This is a genomic window from Acidaminobacter sp. JC074, assembly GCF_022496765.1.
Lineage (GTDB): Bacteria > Bacillota > Clostridia > Peptostreptococcales > Acidaminobacteraceae > JABXKX01.
In genome coordinates, this window is record NZ_VANV01000002.1 from 24,042 (window position 1) to 44,470 (window position 20,429).

The following is a 20,429-nucleotide window of genomic DNA, read 5'->3' on the forward strand; positions in this document are numbered from 1 at the left end:
TGACATGACACAGAAAAATCCATATGGTAGAATTAAGACAGGTTGATAATAATAGGTTGGAGGTTTGTGTGAGATTTAAAGTACTTTTTTTAATAATTATTTTGTCATTTAGTATGGTGACATTTGCAGAAGATTCTTCTGTGACAGTAGTGATACCAGAGTTTGATGTATCTGTGAATGACGTAGTAATTGATACCGCAGAAAGTCAGTATCCTGTTATAGTTTATGATGACATTACCTATTTCCCAATGACATCAGATTACTTAGATGGCACTGCACTAGAACTGAGTTTTGATTCAGAGAGTGGTTTGAAACTTAATTCTAAAGATGAGCTAGGTATATTAGAGCAAAACTTTTTAGGTGCTTCAAATAGGCTTGGTTCTAAACATAAGGCCATGCTAGTACCTTTTGAAGTAGAGGTCAATGGAAATGTCATTGACAACAATAGTGAACAGTATCCGCTTTTACTATTTAAAAACATTACGTATTTTCCAATCACATGGCGTTTTGCAGTTGAAGAGTTTGGCTGGCAAACTTCTTTTTCTACGGCAAATGGCTTAAGCATTATAATAGAAGATCCAATCTATAAGCCATCTGTTAGTGTATTTCCAAGGAGAATCACATCAGAATCTGCAAGTTTTGATCTAAGTATAGAACACGATGAAAGTGAAAAATTTGATGTGGCATATAAACTTGAAGGTGCTAGTAACACATTGAATGGGAAAGTAGATCAGTCCGGCAAACTAGAATTGAATGATCTAAAAGATGATACAGCTTATAGACTGACTATAGTGGATAGTGAAACTAAAACTGTATTGGACACGCTTTACTTTTATACGTTTAATGACTTTGAAAAGGTTCAAACACAATACATTATAGACTTAAAACATACACAAGCGCCAAATGCAGATATTTATGTTTTAGGTCATTCAGACATTGAAGACACACTTAGATTTGAAGTAAGAAACTATCATATTCAAAAGTTGAATGATCGTTTTTCAAATGGATCAGCAATAGAAGGCAGTCTGTTCAGCTTGGACCAGGAAAATCATGTAGTTAAGATCAAGCCACTGGATGGTGCTTTTGCCTTTAAGTACACAGTTGAGCTTGGCTATCATATGACGACTGAAAACCATGGTGTTGAAGGGATATACACTAATGATTACTATATGACTTCTGGTGAGCAAACGCTTATCTTAATTGACCGTTCATATGGTAACACAGATAATGTAAAGGTTTCATTCAGGCTTAAAGAAGGTTGGGATTCTAGATGTGGTCTTGCAAACTCTGACTTTGAACACTTGTATGTGAACGATAGTGATATCGAGAATGTTTCTGCTCTAAATTATTATGCATTTAAGGAAAGTGCTTTTAATGTAACTGATAAAATTGTAGATAATACACCAATTACGTCTATTGTTGAGAAGGGCATATCAGATAAGTTTACCGATGTATTTCAAGCTATCTATCAGGAGATGGTTGATTTATGGGGACAGTCGGTATCGAATGATTCTTATACCTTGATGGTAATTGATAGTGAAGAAAGAATTTATGCTGGTGAATATGATACGGCTCAAGGGTATGCAAGTGTATGGGGATATGGCGAAATGCTTGTACATCAAATTTACCATAGATGGCAAGGTTGGGAAATGGGTATCGAACAGGATATGCATGAAAACAGGGGGCTATGGGTTGAAGGCTTTAATGAGTATTACTGTTATAAGCTTTTAGAAGAAGTTGGAGAAGATGGCCTTCGTTATATGAGAGGTTTTTATAATGATTATAGAAGAGATGTTAATTCTAATAACGATGTAGGTATCTTAGAACATGAATCAAAGACTCAAAGCAGAGTTTATTACAAGGGAGCTGTCATTTCCTACTTGTTGGATGAAGAAATTCAAAGATTGAGTAACAATGAAAAAAGTCTTGATGACGTTTTAAAGCTTGTTTTAGACGACTGGCTTGATAATGGAACCAAGGTAACTTATGATTCTTTGTTGGGTCATATAAATGATGTTCTACCAGAGGGGGTCATGATCGATGAGTGGTGGCAAAATAATGTTGTTACTAACAAGGTACATGTTATTAAAGAACTTCAGTAAAAATTGTACTATAAAAGGGCTCTTAAGCCCTTTTAACTTTGTCTTTATGCTTCCACTCAAGCCACTTTTTATCCAGGACAGTGGCTTTTTCTCTTGTCATAATGCCTTTGCATGGAAAGTCTGAGCATCTACCACAGTAGTCTAATTTTTTCTTATCAACACAATCAAAGGTAAAACAGTCTCCAGTTTTATGAGCTGTTCGACATCCACTGCAAGAGCCATTAATATAATCAGGACAAGAGCCACAATAAAAACCACACTTTCCTATAAGCTCTTCTACATTAGTCTTCATAGACATACTCCAGTATGATTTTATTTTTGAAAGCCCCTCTATTTTCAGCCTTTGCAGATCTGACTTCGTTTATTTCATCATTATTAAAATCATAAGCCGACTTAATTGTTTCAATGACTTCCATTATATCAGCAAGTTCTTCTATATTAGGTTCTTCTTTAAACTCGTGTACTTCCTCGAGAAGCTTATCAAGTAATCTGTTTTTGTATTCATTTGTATCTGCTATATAAGTTTTTGATTTTCTACCACTTTTTTCGATGATAGCAGGTATTTTGTCTCTAACTAGCTTGTTGTGTTTTGTCTTGTTTTTCATGATTACCTCCACCAACTATTCTATCATGTTTAAGGACTTCGATAAATAGAAAACCAAACATTTGTTTGTGTTGTTTTGTTTTACTTAGAGGAGTATAGAATCAAGTTTCGAATTATTTGTCTTGGCGTATATATCTTAATGGTGTCCAGAAGTTTTATATCGCATTGACATTAAAAGACAGGGTGATATACTATACTTGGTAATACTAAGTATATTGTATAACAAAATAAAATACATAACTAAAGTGTGAGGTGGTTTAATGAAGAAAAAAGTGAATAAAATTGAGCAGCAGTTAAAGAAAGGCCTGCTTGAGATTGCAACATTAAGCTTACTCGAGCATGAAGATATGTATGGGTATGAGATTATGTCTCAAATTGAATATCATAGTAATAATGTCTTTGTTTTAAAAGAAGGTACCTTGTATCCCATACTTTATCGATTAGAGGATCAGGGACTCATTGAGAGCTACTGGAAGGCTGGTGACCAGCAACGTGCTAAACCTCGTAAATACTATAAAATTACACCAGAGGGACTTGATATATATGCTCAGTCCAAAGAGAGTTTTTTTAATATTTTTACTGGCTTGAATAAAGTCATCCATAGAAATGATGAAAGGTAGGCAGGTCATGAATAAAGAGAAATATTTTAAAGAAGTAGTCAGGTATATACATGCTGATAAGAAAAGCAAAAGACGTATTTATGAGGATCTTATTTCATCCATGGAAGATGATTCTGATGAGATCACCTATGAGGAAATCGTGATGCGAAAAGGCAGTCCAAAGGAAATGGCCAATGATTTTATGGATAACCTTGATATGTCTAATGACTATCATGGTGTGACAGTTGGTTTAACAAGATCTGCGAGATCATTTGAGTATGTCAGTGAACAAAAGTTTAATGGTATGCCCTTGATTCACATTAAAACAGGTGGCAGATACGGGACTGCTGTTGCTAAAGGAATCATTGCAATTGGAGATGTCAGTATTGGTTTAATCAGTATCGGTGGTGTTAGTTTCGGTTTGGTATCTCTAGGTGGTGTAAGTATAGGACTTGTGGCATTAGGAGGTATAGCAGGTGGCTTGATTGCATTTGGTGGTATTGCCATTGGCTTAATCGCCTTTGGAGGTATTTCAATTGGCGTCTACAAAGCTCTTGGTGGATTAATAAAAATCATACCATTTCTTTAGTATATGCGTTAATACATGCTTTAGTGACTAAAGTAATCTAGATAGATAGTAATGATAAAGTAGACGGTACTTTGGAGGATTTGATGTATAAGAACTATTTCCATAAGATTCATAACTTACTTAATGAAGTAGAAGAAACACAAGAGACTTCAATATTAAAAGCTGCAGACTTTATTACTGAAACATTTGTAAATGATGGTATCCTGCATGTCTTTGGATCAGGACATTCTCAGATGTTTGCCATGGAACTCTTTTATAGGGCTGGCGGCATGGTGCCTGTAAATGCAATTTTGACACCTGAACTTGCTTTAGAACCTAAGGATCAAATGAGTACTCTAGCAGAGAGACAAAGTGGATTTGCAAAAGAAATACTTCTAAATGAACCTGTGCATGAGGGTGATACAATTATTATTGGATCAACTTCCGGTAGAAATGCTGTTCCTATTGAAATGGCATTAGAAGCCAAGAAGCTAGGCCTTAAGGTTATAGCCATTACATCCTTGAAGTTTTCAAGTCAAGTAGAGTCAAGGCATACAAGTGGCAAGAAACTCTATGAATGTGCTGACCTTGTATTAGATACATGTGTAGACTTTGGTGATGCAGCCCTGTCATTGGAGGGCATAGATGTTAATTTTGGACCAACATCTTCAGTTATAGGCTGTACCATATTACAGGCTGTCATGGCACAAGTGGTAGAAAATCTGATTAAGTCTGATATAGAACCACCTATATGGGTAAGCTCTAATACTGAATCAGGAGATAACATCAACAATAAGTATATAGAAAAATATCAGTCAAGAATCACTTGTCTGTAAATCCTATGAACAACCATGTTACTGTGGTTGTTTTTTGATTTGCAAGATTTATACTTTTATTATTAAACTACTTGCTTTAAGGGTATAAATCTGTTAGGAGGATTATTATGGGGACACTAGATAAGAAGCTTAACAGGGCAGAAGAAAAATTTAGAATACTGTTTGAAAACTCGCCAATCGGTATGGCTATGGTCATACATGAAACTGGAGCGTTTGTTGAGGTTAATCCTTCGCTTCTTCAATCAACGGGATATACTCGAGAAGAATTCCTAAAGCTTAGCTTTTGGGATATCACGCCAAGAGAATATGAACAACAAGAGTTGGAACAGATTGAAGAAATCAATAAAACAGGTAAGTTTGGGCCAAACTATAAGGAGTACATAAGAAAAGACGGTTCTAGATTTCCGATAAAGATCTCTGGATTTAAGTTGACTGAAGTAGATGGCCGAGAAGTTGTTTGGGGTCTTATAGAAGATATCAGTGAAAACAAGAGGCTAGAAGAAGAACTTAGGTATCTAGCCACATGTGATCCTTTGACGCAACTGCTAAATAGAAGAACATTAAATGAAAGATTTGATCTATGTGTGGAGTTTTGTAAAAGAGAAGCTATTGAAATGGCTATTATTACAATTGATTTGGATAAGTTTAAAGATGTCAATGACTCTTATGGCCATCATGTAGGTGATGAAGTCTTAATTGAAATAGCAAAACGTCTACAAAGTAATGCCAAGAGAAAGATTGATACAGTAGCAAGGCTTGGTGGTGATGAGTTCATGATGATTCTTGCAGACATTAGTATCCACTCTATGGATAATATTGCAAAGAGGATACTTGATGATATTAAAAGACCTATCGAGTCAGACGACTACTGTGTAGAAATAAGTGCTAGCATAGGTGTTGCTGTTTATCCAGGACATGGTTCGGAACAAGAAGTCCTTATGAAATTATCAGATAAGGCAGCTTATGATGTTAAGAGAAATGGTGGAAATGGCTATCGTATATACGGAGTCTATGATAATGAATAGTTGAAAACTGATAGCCCGATCTGAATATACGGGTGATTACCTGTAAAGAAACACCAGTTGAAGTGACTGGTGTTTTTAAGTATGAAATATTATCTTATCAGAGTCTCTTTTTCTTAATATAATTTCAATGTCAATTTCATTGCATAGTGCCATGAGTTTAGTAATGCTTGGAGATTGTTCTAAAGTCTCATACTTGCTAATTTGTTTTTGAGTTGTTCTTAGAGCTTTCGCCAGTTGTGATTGGGTAATGTTCTGCTCCTTTCTTGTCTGAGAGAGAGATTGCATTAGCTTTCTGTTAAGCTCAGCTTCATGATAATTTTTTACAAACTCTTCCTTGCCCTGTTCATGTTCTAATTTTTTTTGTAGCATGTCGATAGCTTTTCCCGATTCGATTGCCTGTTTTTTTATGTTCATCTTTACCACCTTTTCTAGTGAAGTTATGTAGAAGAGTATAATTTAAGGATATTGCTGAACTGTTCACTTTATTTCTTATAGTTGTTTTCTTGAAAGATAGGTTTTGGATATAATAATTATACCCCTTATAAGGTCTATGTTCAATTTTGCCTATTTAAGCGTAAAACTTTATTAATTCTAGGTATAAAAAACTCCAGACAAATTGTAATCAGCAATTAGTCTGGAGTGAATGATTTTTAGGCTATTGTGTTTTATCTTCTAAGAATGTGTTTTATTGTATCATCATTTAAATGATGAATAATTTCAACTGCAAGTTTTACAGTATTTTTAAAGTCTTCTAGGCTTGCATAAGAATGATGTGTATGGATGTATCTTGATGGAACACCGAGTACCAGTGTTGGGACACCTTGATTGGATAAATGAATCTTGCCTGCATTGGTACCGCCTGAAACCCTAACAGCATCTTGATAGGGAATCTTATATTCTTTTGCAATTTTATGTGCATATTCAATGAACCTGTGATGAGCCACATAAGAATTGTCTCTAAACCTGATTTGAGGACCTTTTCCGAGTGCACCTTGAGCAGTATCATCTAAATAAACATCATCTGCAGGTGTGCCTTCAAAAACAATGGCTAAGTCAGGCTTTACTGTATTAGAAGTTACTTGCGCACCTCTTGTCCCGACTTCTTCTTGAACAGCTAGAGCACCGACAACTTGAATCTTATCATTTTCAGTGTAAGCTTGAATTGTTTTAATAACTGCAGCACAGCCCAATCGATTGTCAAATGCCTTACCCATCATGACTTTTGTTTTCTCATTGTAGTCAAAATCTACGAAGGGCACTATAGGGGCACCTAGAGAAATCTTATAGATATCTATAACTTCTTCTCTTGACGAAGCACCAACGTCAATGGTCAATTGGTCGATTGATATTTTCTTTTCTTTTTCATCTGCTGTCATAAAGTGAGGTGGTTTTGATGTAACAACCCCTTTGACATACTTGTTATCATTATCTCTTATCATGACCAAGTGTGCAGGGATATTATGAGTCACCCAACCACCTAGTGGTATAAACTTTATCAGTCCCTTTTTAGTAATGCTTTGTACCATAAAGCCGACTTCATCCATATGGGCATCTAACATAATTGTAAAAGGCTTTTCCTTTTTATCTTTTCTGATATAGGTATTCATAAGACTGTCATTTTCTATGTCTAAGTCCTTACAGGTCTCTTTAACAAGTTCTAGTATATTGTCCTCGTAACCTGGTGCCCCATAAGCGTTTGATAGCGATTTTATTAATTGTAAATCATTCATGATTACTCCTCTCAAAAGTACCGTATTTTACTATTTCATGATCTTTAATCATCCACTTGCCTTTAGCCATAACATGTTTTAAGGTGAAGTCCTCAGTGAATATATTGATGTCTGCATCAGAGTGCTCTTTGATACATCCTTTTCTAGGATAGTGTCCAATGGATTTTGCTGTATTGATGGTACAGAGTCTCAGTATATCTTGTGGTGGATGGTGTTGATCATTAATCAGATGTTTAACCAGTCTTAAAATATTTAGAGTAGAAGAAACCCCCATGCCAATCATCTCATTTTTTTCGTTCCATTTGGGCATGGAACCATTGCCATCTGATGAGATTGTAATTGAATCTTTTGGACATGACCTTATGGCTTCTAAGAGCTCATTAATGCTTGATTCTCTTAAGCTTACTGTAAAATCGATCATACCACCGAGCTTTGCAAACTTAATAGCATCATCAATGATCTTGTGGACATGTGTTGGTCTGAACATGGCTATCGGTAGAGATGTGTTTTCTATAAGCTTAAACAAAAGATCAATGCTTTCATCGTCTCGACCAAGGTGCAGATGGATATAGCCTTTTTTACCAGACATCATAGAAGAGAGCCTTACTTGTGAAGCCAGTCTTTTAAGTTCCTCATAGGTAACCTGAGATGATCTATGATCTGATATGGCCAGTTTCAAACCGATAACTTCCTTGATAAAGGTGAGATCTTTCTCTACAGATTCAGTAAGTGTGATAGATGGATACTTATAGCCACCTGTTAGACAGTAAGCGGTAATGCCTTCTTCGTTGAGTGATTTTGTCTTTGCCAAAAGATTTTCTACACTTCTTGTATAGACATCTGTTCCTAATAAACCGACAACAGTTGTGATCCCCCCACGTGTTAGATCTGTCAGCTGGATTTCAGGTACCCTTGTTGTAAAACCACCTTCACCACCGCCACCAATTAGATGGACATGTTGATCAATAAAACCTGGTGTTGCAATAAGGCCAGAACCATCTATAACTTCAACATAATCTGCTGCTTCAATATTTTCTTCAACTTTATAGATGACACCATCTGTTATCAAGATATCTTTTATCCCAATATCTTCTGGATCATAGACTTTTATATTCTTAATTAATTTGATCATGAAAAACCTCCTGTACTATCTAAAGCAATTTACTTGCCAACTTAGTTTTTTTAGATTACCATAAGTCTAAATAGGAGGGGTTCTATGAAAAGAAAGTTATCTGTTATTGCAACTAAGCAACAAACATTGACAACACTTGTAACTTATTTTAAAGAGATATTATCTGATTATATAGACATAGACGGCTATATATATACCGATTATCAGCCTGACTTTGATACCAGTGAAGTTCTGATTTTATCAGGAGAGAAGGTAAAGAACAAGATGGGGGCAAAGCTAACGGGCAAGACCTGTCTTGTCTCTAAAAGAGAGTTGGATTATAGACATTTGTATCATTTGACCCGTATCAAGCCTGGTACGACAGTTTACGTGGTCAATGATGATAAAGAAGGGGCATATGACGCTGTCGCTCGCTTAGAAGAGCTTCGCATCAACTCCTTAAATCTTGTGCCGTTTTATCCTGGTGCACCTGTTAGGGAAGACATTCACACTGCGCTTGCAATTGGTGAACTCCATTATGTGCCTGATCATGTAAGAGTAAAAATAGATATAGGTACCAGAATACCTAGTATTTCAGCCATCATAGAGATTTGTAATGTTTTTTACTTGCCGCCGGAAGTCATCAATCCTGTGTCATCATCGTATATGTCAAACTACATTCATCTATTAAAGAGTAATCACCATCATTTGCAGTCTATTTATGACAATGAGCAATTGGTTAGATCTATGTTTAACCATTCTAAAGATGGCATGTGTTTGGTAGATCATTTAGGTACAGTAAAGACAGTCAGTGAAAACTTCTTGAAGATGTTAAACCTAAAGGATAAGGGGATTATTGGTGAAGAAATAGCCTGGCTTTTGATTCAGTCGGGGGTTCAGAGAACGGTTGACAACTTACTTTATGAGCCTTTGGTATTTAAGAATAAAGAAGGTCTAGAAGTACTCTTGAATGCTACTGAAATGCATTTGTCCAACCATAAGGCCATTTTAATCTATTCCTCTTATACATCTGATATCAATGACTTAGAAATCATAATAAGAAAAAACAAGGACTTTAAAAAGACCAAGGAAAAGTATAACTTTGAAGACTATTTGACTAGGGATGAAAATACCCTTCAAATGATAGAAAAATCAAAGCGTCTGGCACTTAATGAGTCTACAATCTTAATACAAGGTGAGTCGGGGACAGGTAAGGAGATACTTGCTCAAGCCATTCATAATGCATCTTCAAGAAGACACCAACCCTTTGTTCCGGTTAACTTTGCAGGCATGCAGGCCAACCTACTAGAAAGTGAACTCTTTGGTTATGTAGATGGTGCCTTTACAGGTGCTATCAAAGGCGGCAGCAAGGGACTCTTTGAAAAGGCACACAAGGGGACCATTTTCTTTGATGAAATCGGAGATGCACCAATGAGTTTTCAAGTAAGACTTCTAAGAGTTTTACAAGAACAAGAAATCAGACGGATCGGTGATTCTAAGAGGATTCCAATAGATGTTAGAGTTATTGCTGCAACTAACAAAGACTTGATTACCATGGTCAAAAATAATGAGTTTAGAGAAGACTTGTTCTACAGAATCTGTGTTATACCCATTGATACAATTCCTGTTAGAAAAAGACCTTCTGACATTGAGTTTATTATGAACTATTTCTTAAGAAAACAGCTCAATGACAGAGACATGGATTTAAAGCATATGTGTTCAGATGATGTCATAAGCTTCTTTTCTTCATATCCTTGGACCGGTAATGTCAGAGAAATTCTAAATCTAGTGACCTATTTGGTTGCCATGAAGGGGGCTCATAAGATAGGTATGAACGATCTTCCTAAATACATGTTTAAGGTAGAGGATGAAGAAGTAAGGTCATTAACCAAGCTTGAAAGAAAGATATTGGAGTTGGTTGATCTAAATCCTAAGTGTGGTAGAAAGAAGATTTTAAATGGATTAATTGACTTTGATATGACAGAAGCCAAGGTCAGAACAAACTTAAAAACTTTAAATGATTTAAACTTAATAAAAGTCAACAATACTAGAGGTGGATCAGAAATTACGCTTCTTGGTAAAAAGATATTAAATAGCATTAAGATATAAGCTATTAGGTTGTTTTATTCAATATAAAACAACCTAATAGCTTTTTTTATGGTGGTGAAAATGTTTTCTAGGAGTCAAATGATTGTTTTTTTCTTGGCATCATACTTGCAATATACATGGCAACGGATGTAATTAACATTAATAGGAGGGGACAATGTTAAAAAGAATTTTTCTTATGTTTTTAGTATTTGCCATGTTATTTTCTATGGTAGCCTGTTCATCAAACAATGAAGTATCGATGAATGATATCGCAGGTACTGGCAGCGAACAAGAATCAGAAACGGAAAGTGCTACAGAGACACCAACGGAAACAGACAAGAACAGAGAATTAACTATCGGTCTTTCAGGTGATGCTTATTCACTGGATCCATATCCTTTGAATGAAACCATTACAAATGGTATCAACCATCATATGTTTGAGCCGCTTGTAAGAAAGAACACAGATATTCAAAACGAGGGCGTTTTAGCAGAATCTTGGGAGGCTAACGAGGATGGAACTGTTTGGACATTCCACTTAAGAAAAGACGTCGTATTCCATAATGGCAACAAGTTTGATGTTAACGATGTACTTTATACATATGAAAGAGCATTAACAGATATGTCTGCATTTGATGGTATGTTATCGACTATGGAGAGTATGAGAGCTCTTGATGATTACACATTTGAAATGACAATGAATCAACCTAATGTGCTTTTACTATCTCAAATCAACTCTTTGGTAATCATGGATAAGGAAACATGTGCAGGATTATCAGATGAAGAAATTGCCTTAGTACCAAATGGTACAGGTCCTTACAAATTAGTAGAACATGTACGTGAAGATAGAATCGTATTTGAAAGATTTGAAGACTACTGGGGTAAAAAGCCTGAAGCGACAAAAGTAACTTTTAAGCCAATTACAAACGAAGGTACAAGAACAGCAAATATTATCTCAGGTGCTGTAGATATGATTACAGACGTTCCAGTTAGAGATACAGTCATTATAGAAACAAATGACAAGATTGATATTTTAGATTCACCGTCTTTACGAGTTATCTATCTTAATTTAGCAGGTTGGACAGACACACCATCTTTAGATGCTGAAAAACCTTTGGTTTCACCAGATGGTTCAAACCCATTTACAGATATTCGTGTGCGTGAAGCTGTTTACAGAGCCATTGATGAAGAGACCATTATCAAACAGATTATGAATGGCTTTGCAATTCCAGCAGCATCTTATATTCCGGCTGGTTTTAATGGTTACAATGCTGATGTTAAAAGACTGTCTTTTGATCCTGAAAAAGCTGAAGCTTTATTGGATGAAGCTGGTTATCCAAAACAAGATGACGGTTATAGATTTGAGATTACTCTAGATGCACCTAACGATAGATACATCAATGATGGTGACATTGCAGCGGCTGTAGCGGGTTATTTAGAAAAAGTAGGCATTAAAGTCAATCTAAACTTAATGTCTAGGACGGTATTCTTTGGTTATATTTCTGCTTCAAATAAAAAAGGTGACAATACTCACTTCTGTATGACTGGTTGGGCTGACAGCGGCGGCGAATCTACATTAATGGGTATGGATATGATTTATTCTAAGACTCAAGAAGGTCCAGTTAAAGATGGTTTTGGTGGTGTAAACAGAGGTTTCTATACCAATCCTGAAGTTGACGCTTTAGTAGATGAGGCGATGTCTACAATTGACGAAGTCAAAAGAGATGCTTTGATGCAAGAAGCTTGGAAGATTGCTGCGGATGATATTTCATACATTCCACTTCACTTCCAAAAAGACATCTATGCTGTAAACGACAGAATCACATACACACCTAGATACAATAAGTATGTATACGCTTGGGATGTAACTTTTAATGATTAAAGAAAGGGGAATTTTCCCTTTCTTTATCTTCAGAATTTGAGGTGAAGTATGTTAAAGTATGTTTTTAAAAGACTTGGACAGTTGTTCATTGTCTTATTTATTGTCTCTCTTCTGGTCTTTTTTCTAACTTCTATAGTGGGTGATCCACTGGATCTGATTGTTAGGGAAAATGCAACACCACAAGAGATTGAAATAGCAAGAAAATACTTGGGTTTAGATAAACCCCTTTATGTACAATATTTTAGATTTATTAAAAATGCCGTCAAAGGTGATTTTGGACTCTCTTATATGTACCACCAGTCAGCTCTAAAAATGATTGCTGAAAGATTTCCAGCTACACTTGAAATGGTACTGGTAGCCATGACTATTTCCATTATTGGTGGTGTAGGTTGTGGTGTTTATGCAGGGGCTTATCCCAAGAGGCGGTCCAGTAAGTTTATTATGACGTGTTCCATTGCAGGCATATCTCTACCATCCTTTTGGATAGGTATGGTTATGATCTTTGTCTTTGGTCTTAAGTTAGGATGGTTTCCTGTATCCGGAAGGGGTGAAGTCGGCACCATATTCGGTATTGAAACAAGTCTTGCCACTTTAGATGGATGGCGACATATCATTTTACCAGCACTGACCTTAGGTATGGGGTCTGTTGCCTCTGTTATGAGGTTAACAAGAGCTGGTATGCAGGAGAATATGAAGCAGGATTATGTTAAGTTTGCCAGAGCAAAAGGGGTCAAAAACCATAAGGTTTTATTTGGTCATGCACTAAAGAATACCTTGATTCCAGTGGTTACGATTTTCGGTATGCAGTTGGGATCCTTGATTGCCTTTACAACTATTACTGAAACCATCTTTGCATGGCCAGGTATGGGTAAGCTGATTATTGACTCTATCAACTCAGCGGACAGACCTATCATATCGGCTTATATATTGTTTGTGGCAATGATGTTTGTTGTTATCAATTTCTTAGTAGACATGCTCTATACAGTGATTGATCCTAGAATAGATTTACAGTAGGAGGTTGAAGTGAGTGAAGTAGCTTTAAAAGAAACCAGAATAAATAAAATGCTCGAATCTGAGACCTGGTACAATTATAAACATTCTTGGACAGCAAAAATTGGATCATTTTTGATTATTTCCATTGTTTTAATTGCCATTGTGGGTCCGCTCTTTGTACCGCAAAATCCCTATAACCTTGCAGACCTTGCATTAGAAGATGCTTATCTTCCCCCAGTATGGGAAGAAGGTGGTAGAGCACCTTTTATACTAGGTACAGACCAGCAGGGCCGTGATATACTGAGTGCCATTGTATATGGTAGCCGGGTATCTCTTTTTATTGGTATCGTTGGCACCTTGATGGCGTCTACTTTTGGTATAACCATGGGTCTTCTATCAGGTTACTTTGGTGGCAAGGTAGATTCTTTGATTATGAGAATTGCAGATGTACAACTCTCATTTCCATCCCTTTTAATTGCCTTATTTCTTATGACTCTCATCGGTCAGGGGGTTGTAAATATTTTGATAGCCCTTTTGTTGGTTGGATGGGTTAGGTATGCAAGAACTGTAAGAGGGGCGACTTTATCGGTTATCCAAAATGAATACATTGAGGCAACTAAAGTTATCGGTCTTTCAAATTTCAGAGTAATCGTAAAACATGTTTTGCCTAATGTATTAACATCAATTATCGTTTTATCAACCATCCAGGTGGGTGGCTTTATCTTAACAGAGGCAACTCTTTCCTTTCTAGGTATGGGTGTGCCTATTACAAGACCATCACTTGGTATGTTATGTTCCAATGGTTTCTCTGTATTGTACAGTGGCCTTTGGTGGGTGTCTATATTCCCAGGTCTTTATATCATGATGATTGTATTTGGTATCAATCTCATGGGAGATTTCCTAAGAGATGAATTCAATCCAAAGTTGAAGTAGGAGGTTGCATGAAAAACATATTAGAAGTTAAAGGCTTAAAGACCTACTTTCATACATTTAAAGGCGTGGTCAAAGCTGTAGATGATGTCAGCTTTTCTCTAAAAGCTGGAGAAATATTAGGCCTTGTTGGTGAATCTGGTGGTGGAAAATCTGTTACAGGTTTTTCATTGATCAAGCTCATAGAAGAGCCAGGTAAAATAGAAGCAGGTGAAATCATCTTTGATGGTACAGATATTGTGAGTTTAAGTGAAAGAGAAATGTCTACCATAAGAGGTAAAGACATTGCGATGATCTTCCAAGATCCAATGACATCACTTAATCCTGTATATACCATTGGTAAGCAGATGGAAGAAGTTTTGATTCTTCATCAAAGTCATTTATCTAAGCAAGAAAGAAAAGAAAGATGTATTGAACTCTTAAAGGATGTTGGGATTAGTAATCCTGAATCTAGATTAAAGAATTATCCCCACCAATTTTCAGGTGGTATGAGACAGCGTGTGGTTATAGCCATAGCACTTGCCTGTAATCCAAAGCTTATAATAGCAGATGAACCGACAACAGCTTTAGATGTAACCATTCAGGCTCAGATATTAAAGTTAATGATGAAACTAGTAAAAGAACATAATTGCGCACTTATTTTAGTCACACATGATTTGGCAGTTGTTTCAGAAGTAGCAGATAAAATCAATGTTATGTATTGTGGAAAAATTGTTGAAACAGGTTCAAGAGAAGACATCATGTTCAACCATGTACACCCATATACAGAAGGACTGATTGGATCTATTCCTAAATTAGATCATAGCCAGGATAGACTTGAAACCATAGAGGGCATTGTGCCTAACATGTTCAAGTTGCCAAAAGGATGTAATTTTGCTCCTAGATGCAAACATGCACAAGCGGTTTGTTTTGAAGAAGAACCTATATCAAATGCCATAGGTGAAAAACATCATGTTGCATGTCATCATCCTGTAGGAGGTGAAAAATGTCAAATATCTTAGAAGTTAAAAACCTTGTCCAGCAGTTTGATCTAAACAAGTCCATACTGGATAAGATTAAGTTTAAAAATGGTAAGGTTCATCTAGAAGAAAAGATTGTACATGCTGTCAATGATGTGAGTTTTAATGTTAAAAAGGGTGAAGTATTTTCCTTGGTAGGCGAGTCTGGCTGCGGTAAATCTACGACTGCTAGGACTATTATAAAACTTTTAAATCCACATTCGGGAGATGTTTTGTTTGATGGTCTTAATCTATCCAACTTATCAAGAGAAGAGATGGTCAAGCAGAGAAGTCGTATACAAATGATTTTCCAAGACCCTTATGCTTCTTTGAATCCTAGACAGAGAGTTATTGATATTTTAATGGAACCCATGCTCTTTCATAAAAAAGCAAGTAGCAAAGAGCATGCTAGAACTAAATGTTTGGATATATTAACAAAGGTAGGTATCAGACCGGAACAAGCAGACAGATATCCTCATCAGTTTTCTGGCGGTCAAAGACAGAGGATTGGTATTGCAAGAGCCTTGGCGGTAGAACCTGAGTTTATTGTAGCAGATGAACCTGTATCTGCACTGGATGTATCCATTCAAGCTCAGATTTTAAATCTTCTTATGGATTTAAAAGAGGAGTACAAGTTTTCTTACTTGTTCATTGCCCATGACTTATCAGTTGTTAAACATATCAGTGATAAGATTGGTGTTATGTATCTTGGAAAAATCGTTGAAACAGGTACAACCGAAGATATTTTTTCTAGACCAAAACATCCTTATACTTTAGCTCTATTTGATGCACTGCCTAGACTAGAAGGTAACAATCTAATCCATTCAAAGGGATTAGAAGGTGAAATCCAAAGTCCGATTAACTTGCCTGATGGCTGTTTCTTCTATGAAAGATGCACCAGTAGAAAAGAAGTCTGCAAGTTGAAAGGACCAGTTAGTATTGAAGTTGAGCCAGGCCATTTGGTAGCTTGTCACTTGTTTGGTGAAGCCAATGACTAAGTATATAGATAATCATGCAGAAGAATTGATTGATTTATCCTTAAGACTTCATGATCATCCGGAGACAGCCTTTAAAGAACATAAGGCCTGTAAGTGGTTATGTGACTACTTAAGTGAAAAAAACTTTAATGTTGTTACGCCAGTTGCAGATTTAGAAACAGCCTTTGTTGCGAAATATGATACTGGAAAAGTTGGTCCTCATATAGCCTACATAGCTGAGTACGATGCTCTCCCAGAGATTGGACATGGTTGTGGTCATAATCTGATTGCAACCATGTCTGTAGGCGCAGCAGTGGGCTTGTCCAACCATCCTCAAGTATCTGGTGTCATTTATGTAATAGGTACACCAGCAGAAGAAGGTGGTGGCGGTAAGGTTATGATGCTTGAAAAGGGCGTATTTGATCCTATCGATTATGCCATGATGATTCATCCGGCGACTGAAAACCTTATTATGAGAGGTGGACTGGCAACGAGGGGCATCAAGATTATGTATCATGGTAAGGCTGCTCATTCGTCTGCTCCTGAAGATGGGGTCAACGCTTTAAGTGCTGTTATAGAAACCTTTAATGCCATAGACCGTCATAGAGCTTTGATGCCTATTGGACACAATATCAATGGTATTATCACAGAAGGAGGCATTGCATCCAATATCATACCAAATTCTGCAGCCTGTAAGTTTAGTGTCAGGGCTAAAACATCTAAAGAACTTGAAGTGATTATGAAAGATGTTCATCATATTATTGATTCCACCAATCACTTGATTGGAACCAAGTCGACTGTAAAAGAAGGCCTAACCTATACGGAACGTTTTCCAAATAAGCCTATGGCTGAAACTTTAAAAGGTCATATGGAAAAGTACGGTATTATGATGAAGTATCCTAGACCAGATATGAAAATCGGTTCTTCAGATATAGGTAATGTTAGTTTAAAACTTCCGACCATTCATTCCTATTTGAACATATGGGACGAGCTTGGGGAAAAGCCGAAGGCTCATAGCCAAGGTTTTACTAGAGCTTCTCGTTCTGAATTTGCCCATGAAAGAATGTTGATAGGTGCAAAGGTCCTTTCTGAGACCGGCCTATCTATTTTAGAAGATCAAAAGCTAAGGGAAGATATTGATGACTATTTTAAGTCTAAATAGACGTGGACAGTTTTGTTCACGTTTTTTTGTACTTTCATGTATATTTAAAACACTTTGGAGATGACCAGATATTTATTAGGAAATTATTGGGTAAAATTAAAGTATGAATAGAGAAAGGTGGTCATATGGGCTTAGGTAGTGAATCTAGAAGGATGAATCGGAAGCATTTTCTTATTGTTTTGGTGATTATGTATGTCTTGGCGGGGATATCTAGTTTCAGTTCGGAGATGTTTGTTAGAACCATAAAGTTATCTGATAATGAAATAAGGTATGACAGCTTTGATGAAACAAGTAAAGAGTATCATTTCTTCGATGATGAAGGAAATGCGCTTGTCTTCAAAGGTGACTATAGTGATAAAAGATCTACAAAGTCTATGTCTTATGATGGCGTTTTCTATCAACTGAAAGTGAATTCAAACATGATGTATGAGTTTCATGAAGGTAGTGAATTAGTAAACCTTTTTACACCTTTTGAGTTAAACAAGAAAGATTTGATAGAGACTAATGAAAAGGCTTATATATTAAAAGAGGCCTTTGATATTATATCAGTTGTTGATAGAATGATCATACTCAAAATACTGTTGACTCAGCTTATTTTTTTAATCGTTGCAGCTGCTATGTTTGTGAATCCTAAATATTATTGGCAAATTGGCTATTTTAAGAGAAACAATAAAAGAGACCCCAAAAAGATTACTCTATGGATTGTCAAAGTAGAAAGTATTGTCATAGCCCTTATAGTTATTTTGTTTCCTTTAATAAGACTTCTTAACTGGTAAGTGTTTATAGACCTTTTGAAAATAATCATTCCTCCTAAGTTATGTATAAATATTAGGTATAAAATTAAGAAAATACCTAAGTTGTGATGCACTAGGCTTAGGAGGTGGCATATGAGAGTTCCTACGACGAGATTACAAAATGCCTTTGGCAAGTACTTTAAACTGGTGTTAGAAGGTCAGGAGATTATTGTAACTAAAAATGGTAAAGGCGTGGCTAAGATTGACAAACATATGGATCCGAAAGTTTCTATTGTTAGTGAAGAAGTAGGAAATTATGAAGTCGAAAGTTATATGACTTATGAGGAGTTTGTTAAAATTACAGATAGCTCAGATGCCAGACATGAACTTATAGATGGAGAGAACTTTTTATAAAAAATCAGAGAACACTCGTGTTTTTAAACATGAGATGAATCGGATTTAATAGTTGGTATAAATAACTTTGATCCAAAAAAAACGGAACAAAACTGTTAAAATCGAATACGAACACCTGTTCCTTCCTCCTGAAACATGGTATAATATTAGAGAGAGAGGAGGTGAATAAATGAGTAAAAAAGGTACTTACAGAACAGTACAAATTAGGATAAAATCAGGTCATGATATGTATAATTATTGTGATGAAATGTGTTTTAACTCAAAGAATCTTTTTAACACAACAGATTATTATTTCAGACAAATATTTTCAGGAATCGGTAAGAGTAAGCGTCATAAAAATGAAGATGAAGTCATCAATGGCATTAATGAGAAAATCCCTTTGATTAACAAGAAGCTTGATGAAGGTTACAAGAAAAAAGTTAAGAAAGGTAAAAAAGCTAAGAAACCAGTGCAGTTTAACTTGCTATCAAAAGACAATAAGATTGTTACTTACAATCTATTAGATGCTTACTTCAAATACATCGATCAAGTAGATTATAGGTCTCTACCAGCTCATACGAATCAGAATACAATCAAACAAGTTATTAGAGCATGGAAGAGCTATTTCAAGTTAACGGAACTCTACAGAAAAGGTGAATTAGAAGATGAACCTAAGATACCTAAATATAAAAAGAAAAATGGCAGATATGTTGTGGTTTTGTCCAATCAAGTTTGTGTGATAAAAGACGATAAGGATCCTCATAAAAAAGATAAATATTTGAAGTTTCCAAAGACAAACTATCAATTTAATATCACAAAATGCATTGACTATGAAAATTTTAAATTAAAGGAAGTGCGTATTGTACCAGGTTCAAGTTACTATATACTTGAGATTGTACTGGATCTTGGTGAATCAGAAGAGCTGTCACATGAAAGTAAGCGTATATTAGGTATTGATATCGGTGTAAACAACTTTGCAACTATTGTAAACAATGTTGGTCAGCGATCGGTTATTGTAAATGGCAAAGAACTTAAAAGCATCAATCAATACTATAACAAGAAACGTGGCCATTTAATGAGCATTCTGAGAAATGGAAAACAGAAAGATGAAGGTCAGTATCATTCAAAACAGTTGAATCGATTAGATGAAAAAAGAAATGCTAAGGTAAAAGATTTTTTGCATAAATCCAGTCGTTATATTATAGATTATGCTATAATGCATGGTATAGATACGATTGCAATCGGTTATAACAAAGGATTTAAACAAGCCTGTAATATGGGAAAGAAAAACAATCAAAACTTTACAACAATCCCATTCAAAAAATTCATAGATGTACTTGACTACAAAGCAAGTGATGCAGGCATCAAATTAATCGTTACTGAAGAGAGTTATACATCTCAAGCGTCATTCTTGGATAGTGATGAACTACCAGTCTATGATGAGAGTAACAAGAAGACCTATAGGTTTTCAGGTAAGCGTATAAAAAGAGGCTTATATAGAACGAAAACTGGCATAATCATCAATGCAGATGTTAATGCAGCATTTAATATCATAAGAAAAGTATTTCCAAATGTGAACGGCGAATGGAACAGAGGCGTCTTGGAGGCGCCAATTAGGATAAGGGCAGTTTGCTAATCTCCTAAGGAATCTCGTGATTTTAATCATGAGAACTTCAAATAGTTAAGTTACACTTATGGAA

At 35.8% G+C, this 20,429-nt stretch carries 20 protein-coding genes; 15 read left to right on the top strand and 5 right to left on the bottom strand.

Translation table 11 applies throughout. The features are described 5' to 3' along the window. The first annotated feature begins 68 nt into the window (after positions 1–68). Complete coding sequence (locus EZV73_RS02040) at positions 69–2,102, top strand: hypothetical protein (RefSeq protein WP_240837825.1); 2,034 nt, start codon at positions 69–71, stop codon at positions 2,100–2,102. Between the two features lie 22 nt (positions 2,103–2,124). Here the strand turns inward: EZV73_RS02040 and EZV73_RS02045 are convergent, their stop codons facing one another. Both EZV73_RS02045 and EZV73_RS02050 read right to left on the bottom strand, forming a co-directional pair. Further along, the gene (locus tag EZV73_RS02045) at positions 2,125–2,394 is read right to left on the bottom strand and encodes a DUF3795 domain-containing protein (RefSeq protein WP_240837827.1); all 270 of its coding nucleotides are present in this window, start codon (positions 2,392–2,394) and stop codon (positions 2,125–2,127) included. Continuing rightward, on the bottom strand, positions 2,384–2,707 hold the full coding sequence (locus EZV73_RS02050; RefSeq protein ID WP_240837829.1) for a nucleoside triphosphate pyrophosphohydrolase: 324 nt from the start codon (positions 2,705–2,707) through the stop codon (positions 2,384–2,386). The genes EZV73_RS02045 and EZV73_RS02050 overlap by 11 nt, the downstream gene beginning before the upstream one ends. A 259-nt stretch (positions 2,708–2,966) precedes the next feature. Between EZV73_RS02050 and EZV73_RS02055 the strand changes: the two genes are divergently transcribed. The 4 genes from EZV73_RS02055 to EZV73_RS02070 all read left to right on the top strand — a co-directional run bounded on the left by EZV73_RS02055 (position 2,967) and on the right by EZV73_RS02070 (position 5,734). Further along, complete coding sequence (locus tag EZV73_RS02055; protein ID WP_240837831.1) at positions 2,967–3,326, top strand: PadR family transcriptional regulator; 360 nt, start codon at positions 2,967–2,969, stop codon at positions 3,324–3,326. 7 nt (positions 3,327–3,333) lie between these two features. Continuing rightward, complete coding sequence (locus EZV73_RS02060) at positions 3,334–3,894, top strand: hypothetical protein (protein WP_240837833.1); 561 nt, start codon at positions 3,334–3,336, stop codon at positions 3,892–3,894. An 83-nt stretch (positions 3,895–3,977) separates the two neighbouring features. Beyond that, a complete protein-coding gene (locus tag EZV73_RS02065) occupies positions 3,978–4,709 on the top strand; it encodes a sugar isomerase domain-containing protein (protein ID WP_240837835.1) in 732 nt (243 codons plus the stop codon). 107 nt (positions 4,710–4,816) lie between these two features. After that, the gene (locus EZV73_RS02070) at positions 4,817–5,734 is read left to right on the top strand and encodes a sensor domain-containing diguanylate cyclase (protein WP_240837837.1); all 918 of its coding nucleotides are present in this window, start codon (positions 4,817–4,819) and stop codon (positions 5,732–5,734) included. A 75-nt stretch (positions 5,735–5,809) separates the two neighbouring features. Here the strand turns inward: EZV73_RS02070 and EZV73_RS02075 are convergent, their stop codons facing one another. The 3 genes from EZV73_RS02075 to iadA all read right to left on the bottom strand — a co-directional run bounded on the left by EZV73_RS02075 (position 5,810) and on the right by iadA (position 8,596). Beyond that, a complete protein-coding gene (locus EZV73_RS02075) occupies positions 5,810–6,148 on the bottom strand; it encodes a helix-turn-helix domain-containing protein (protein ID WP_240837838.1) in 339 nt (112 codons plus the stop codon). A 251-nt stretch (positions 6,149–6,399) separates the two neighbouring features. Beyond that, positions 6,400–7,464, bottom strand: a complete 1,065-nt coding sequence (locus tag EZV73_RS02080; RefSeq protein ID WP_240837839.1) for a M42 family metallopeptidase — start codon at positions 7,462–7,464, stop codon at positions 6,400–6,402. Continuing rightward, positions 7,457–8,596 carry a beta-aspartyl-peptidase gene (iadA, locus tag EZV73_RS02085; RefSeq protein ID WP_240837840.1) on the bottom strand — a complete coding sequence of 380 codons (1,140 nt, stop codon included), beginning with the start codon at positions 8,594–8,596 and terminating at the stop codon, positions 7,457–7,459. Before iadA ends, EZV73_RS02080 begins: the two co-directional genes overlap by 8 nt. 84 nt (positions 8,597–8,680) lie before the next feature. Here iadA and EZV73_RS02090 point away from each other — a divergent pair, with 84 nt between their 5' ends. The 10 genes from EZV73_RS02090 to EZV73_RS02135 all read left to right on the top strand — a co-directional run bounded on the left by EZV73_RS02090 (position 8,681) and on the right by EZV73_RS02135 (position 20,365). Further along, positions 8,681–10,684 carry a sigma-54-dependent Fis family transcriptional regulator gene (locus EZV73_RS02090; protein ID WP_240837841.1) on the top strand — a complete coding sequence of 668 codons (2,004 nt, stop codon included), beginning with the start codon at positions 8,681–8,683 and terminating at the stop codon, positions 10,682–10,684. Positions 10,685–10,838: 154 nt separating this feature from the next. After that, complete coding sequence (locus EZV73_RS02095) at positions 10,839–12,542, top strand: ABC transporter substrate-binding protein (protein WP_240837842.1); 1,704 nt, start codon at positions 10,839–10,841, stop codon at positions 12,540–12,542. Positions 12,543–12,590: 48 nt separating this feature from the next. Further along, complete coding sequence (locus tag EZV73_RS02100) at positions 12,591–13,556, top strand: ABC transporter permease (protein WP_240837844.1); 966 nt, start codon at positions 12,591–12,593, stop codon at positions 13,554–13,556. 9 nt (positions 13,557–13,565) lie between these two features. Beyond that, positions 13,566–14,468, top strand: coding sequence for an ABC transporter permease (locus tag EZV73_RS02105; RefSeq protein WP_240837846.1), 903 nt, complete (start codon positions 13,566–13,568; stop codon positions 14,466–14,468). Positions 14,469–14,476: 8 nt separating this feature from the next. After that, positions 14,477–15,466 (top strand): ABC transporter ATP-binding protein, encoded by a 990-nt coding sequence (locus EZV73_RS02110; RefSeq protein ID WP_240837848.1) that lies wholly within the window; start codon positions 14,477–14,479, stop codon positions 15,464–15,466. After that, positions 15,451–16,461, top strand: a complete 1,011-nt coding sequence (locus tag EZV73_RS02115; protein WP_240837850.1) for an ABC transporter ATP-binding protein — start codon at positions 15,451–15,453, stop codon at positions 16,459–16,461. The genes EZV73_RS02110 and EZV73_RS02115 overlap by 16 nt, the downstream gene beginning before the upstream one ends. Next, on the top strand, positions 16,454–17,602 hold the full coding sequence (locus tag EZV73_RS02120) for an amidohydrolase (protein ID WP_240837853.1): 1,149 nt from the start codon (positions 16,454–16,456) through the stop codon (positions 17,600–17,602). The genes EZV73_RS02115 and EZV73_RS02120 overlap by 8 nt, the downstream gene beginning before the upstream one ends. Positions 17,603–17,727: 125 nt before the next feature. Then, entirely contained in the window at positions 17,728–18,378 is a 651-nt protein-coding gene (locus EZV73_RS02125) for a hypothetical protein (protein WP_240837855.1), read from the top strand. A gap of 111 nt (positions 18,379–18,489) precedes the next feature. Then, on the top strand, positions 18,490–18,750 hold the full coding sequence (locus tag EZV73_RS02130) for a type II toxin-antitoxin system Phd/YefM family antitoxin (RefSeq protein ID WP_240837857.1): 261 nt from the start codon (positions 18,490–18,492) through the stop codon (positions 18,748–18,750). A 169-nt stretch (positions 18,751–18,919) separates the two neighbouring features. Beyond that, on the top strand, positions 18,920–20,365 hold the full coding sequence (locus EZV73_RS02135; protein ID WP_240837859.1) for a transposase: 1,446 nt from the start codon (positions 18,920–18,922) through the stop codon (positions 20,363–20,365). Positions 20,366–20,429 lie beyond the last annotated feature (64 nt).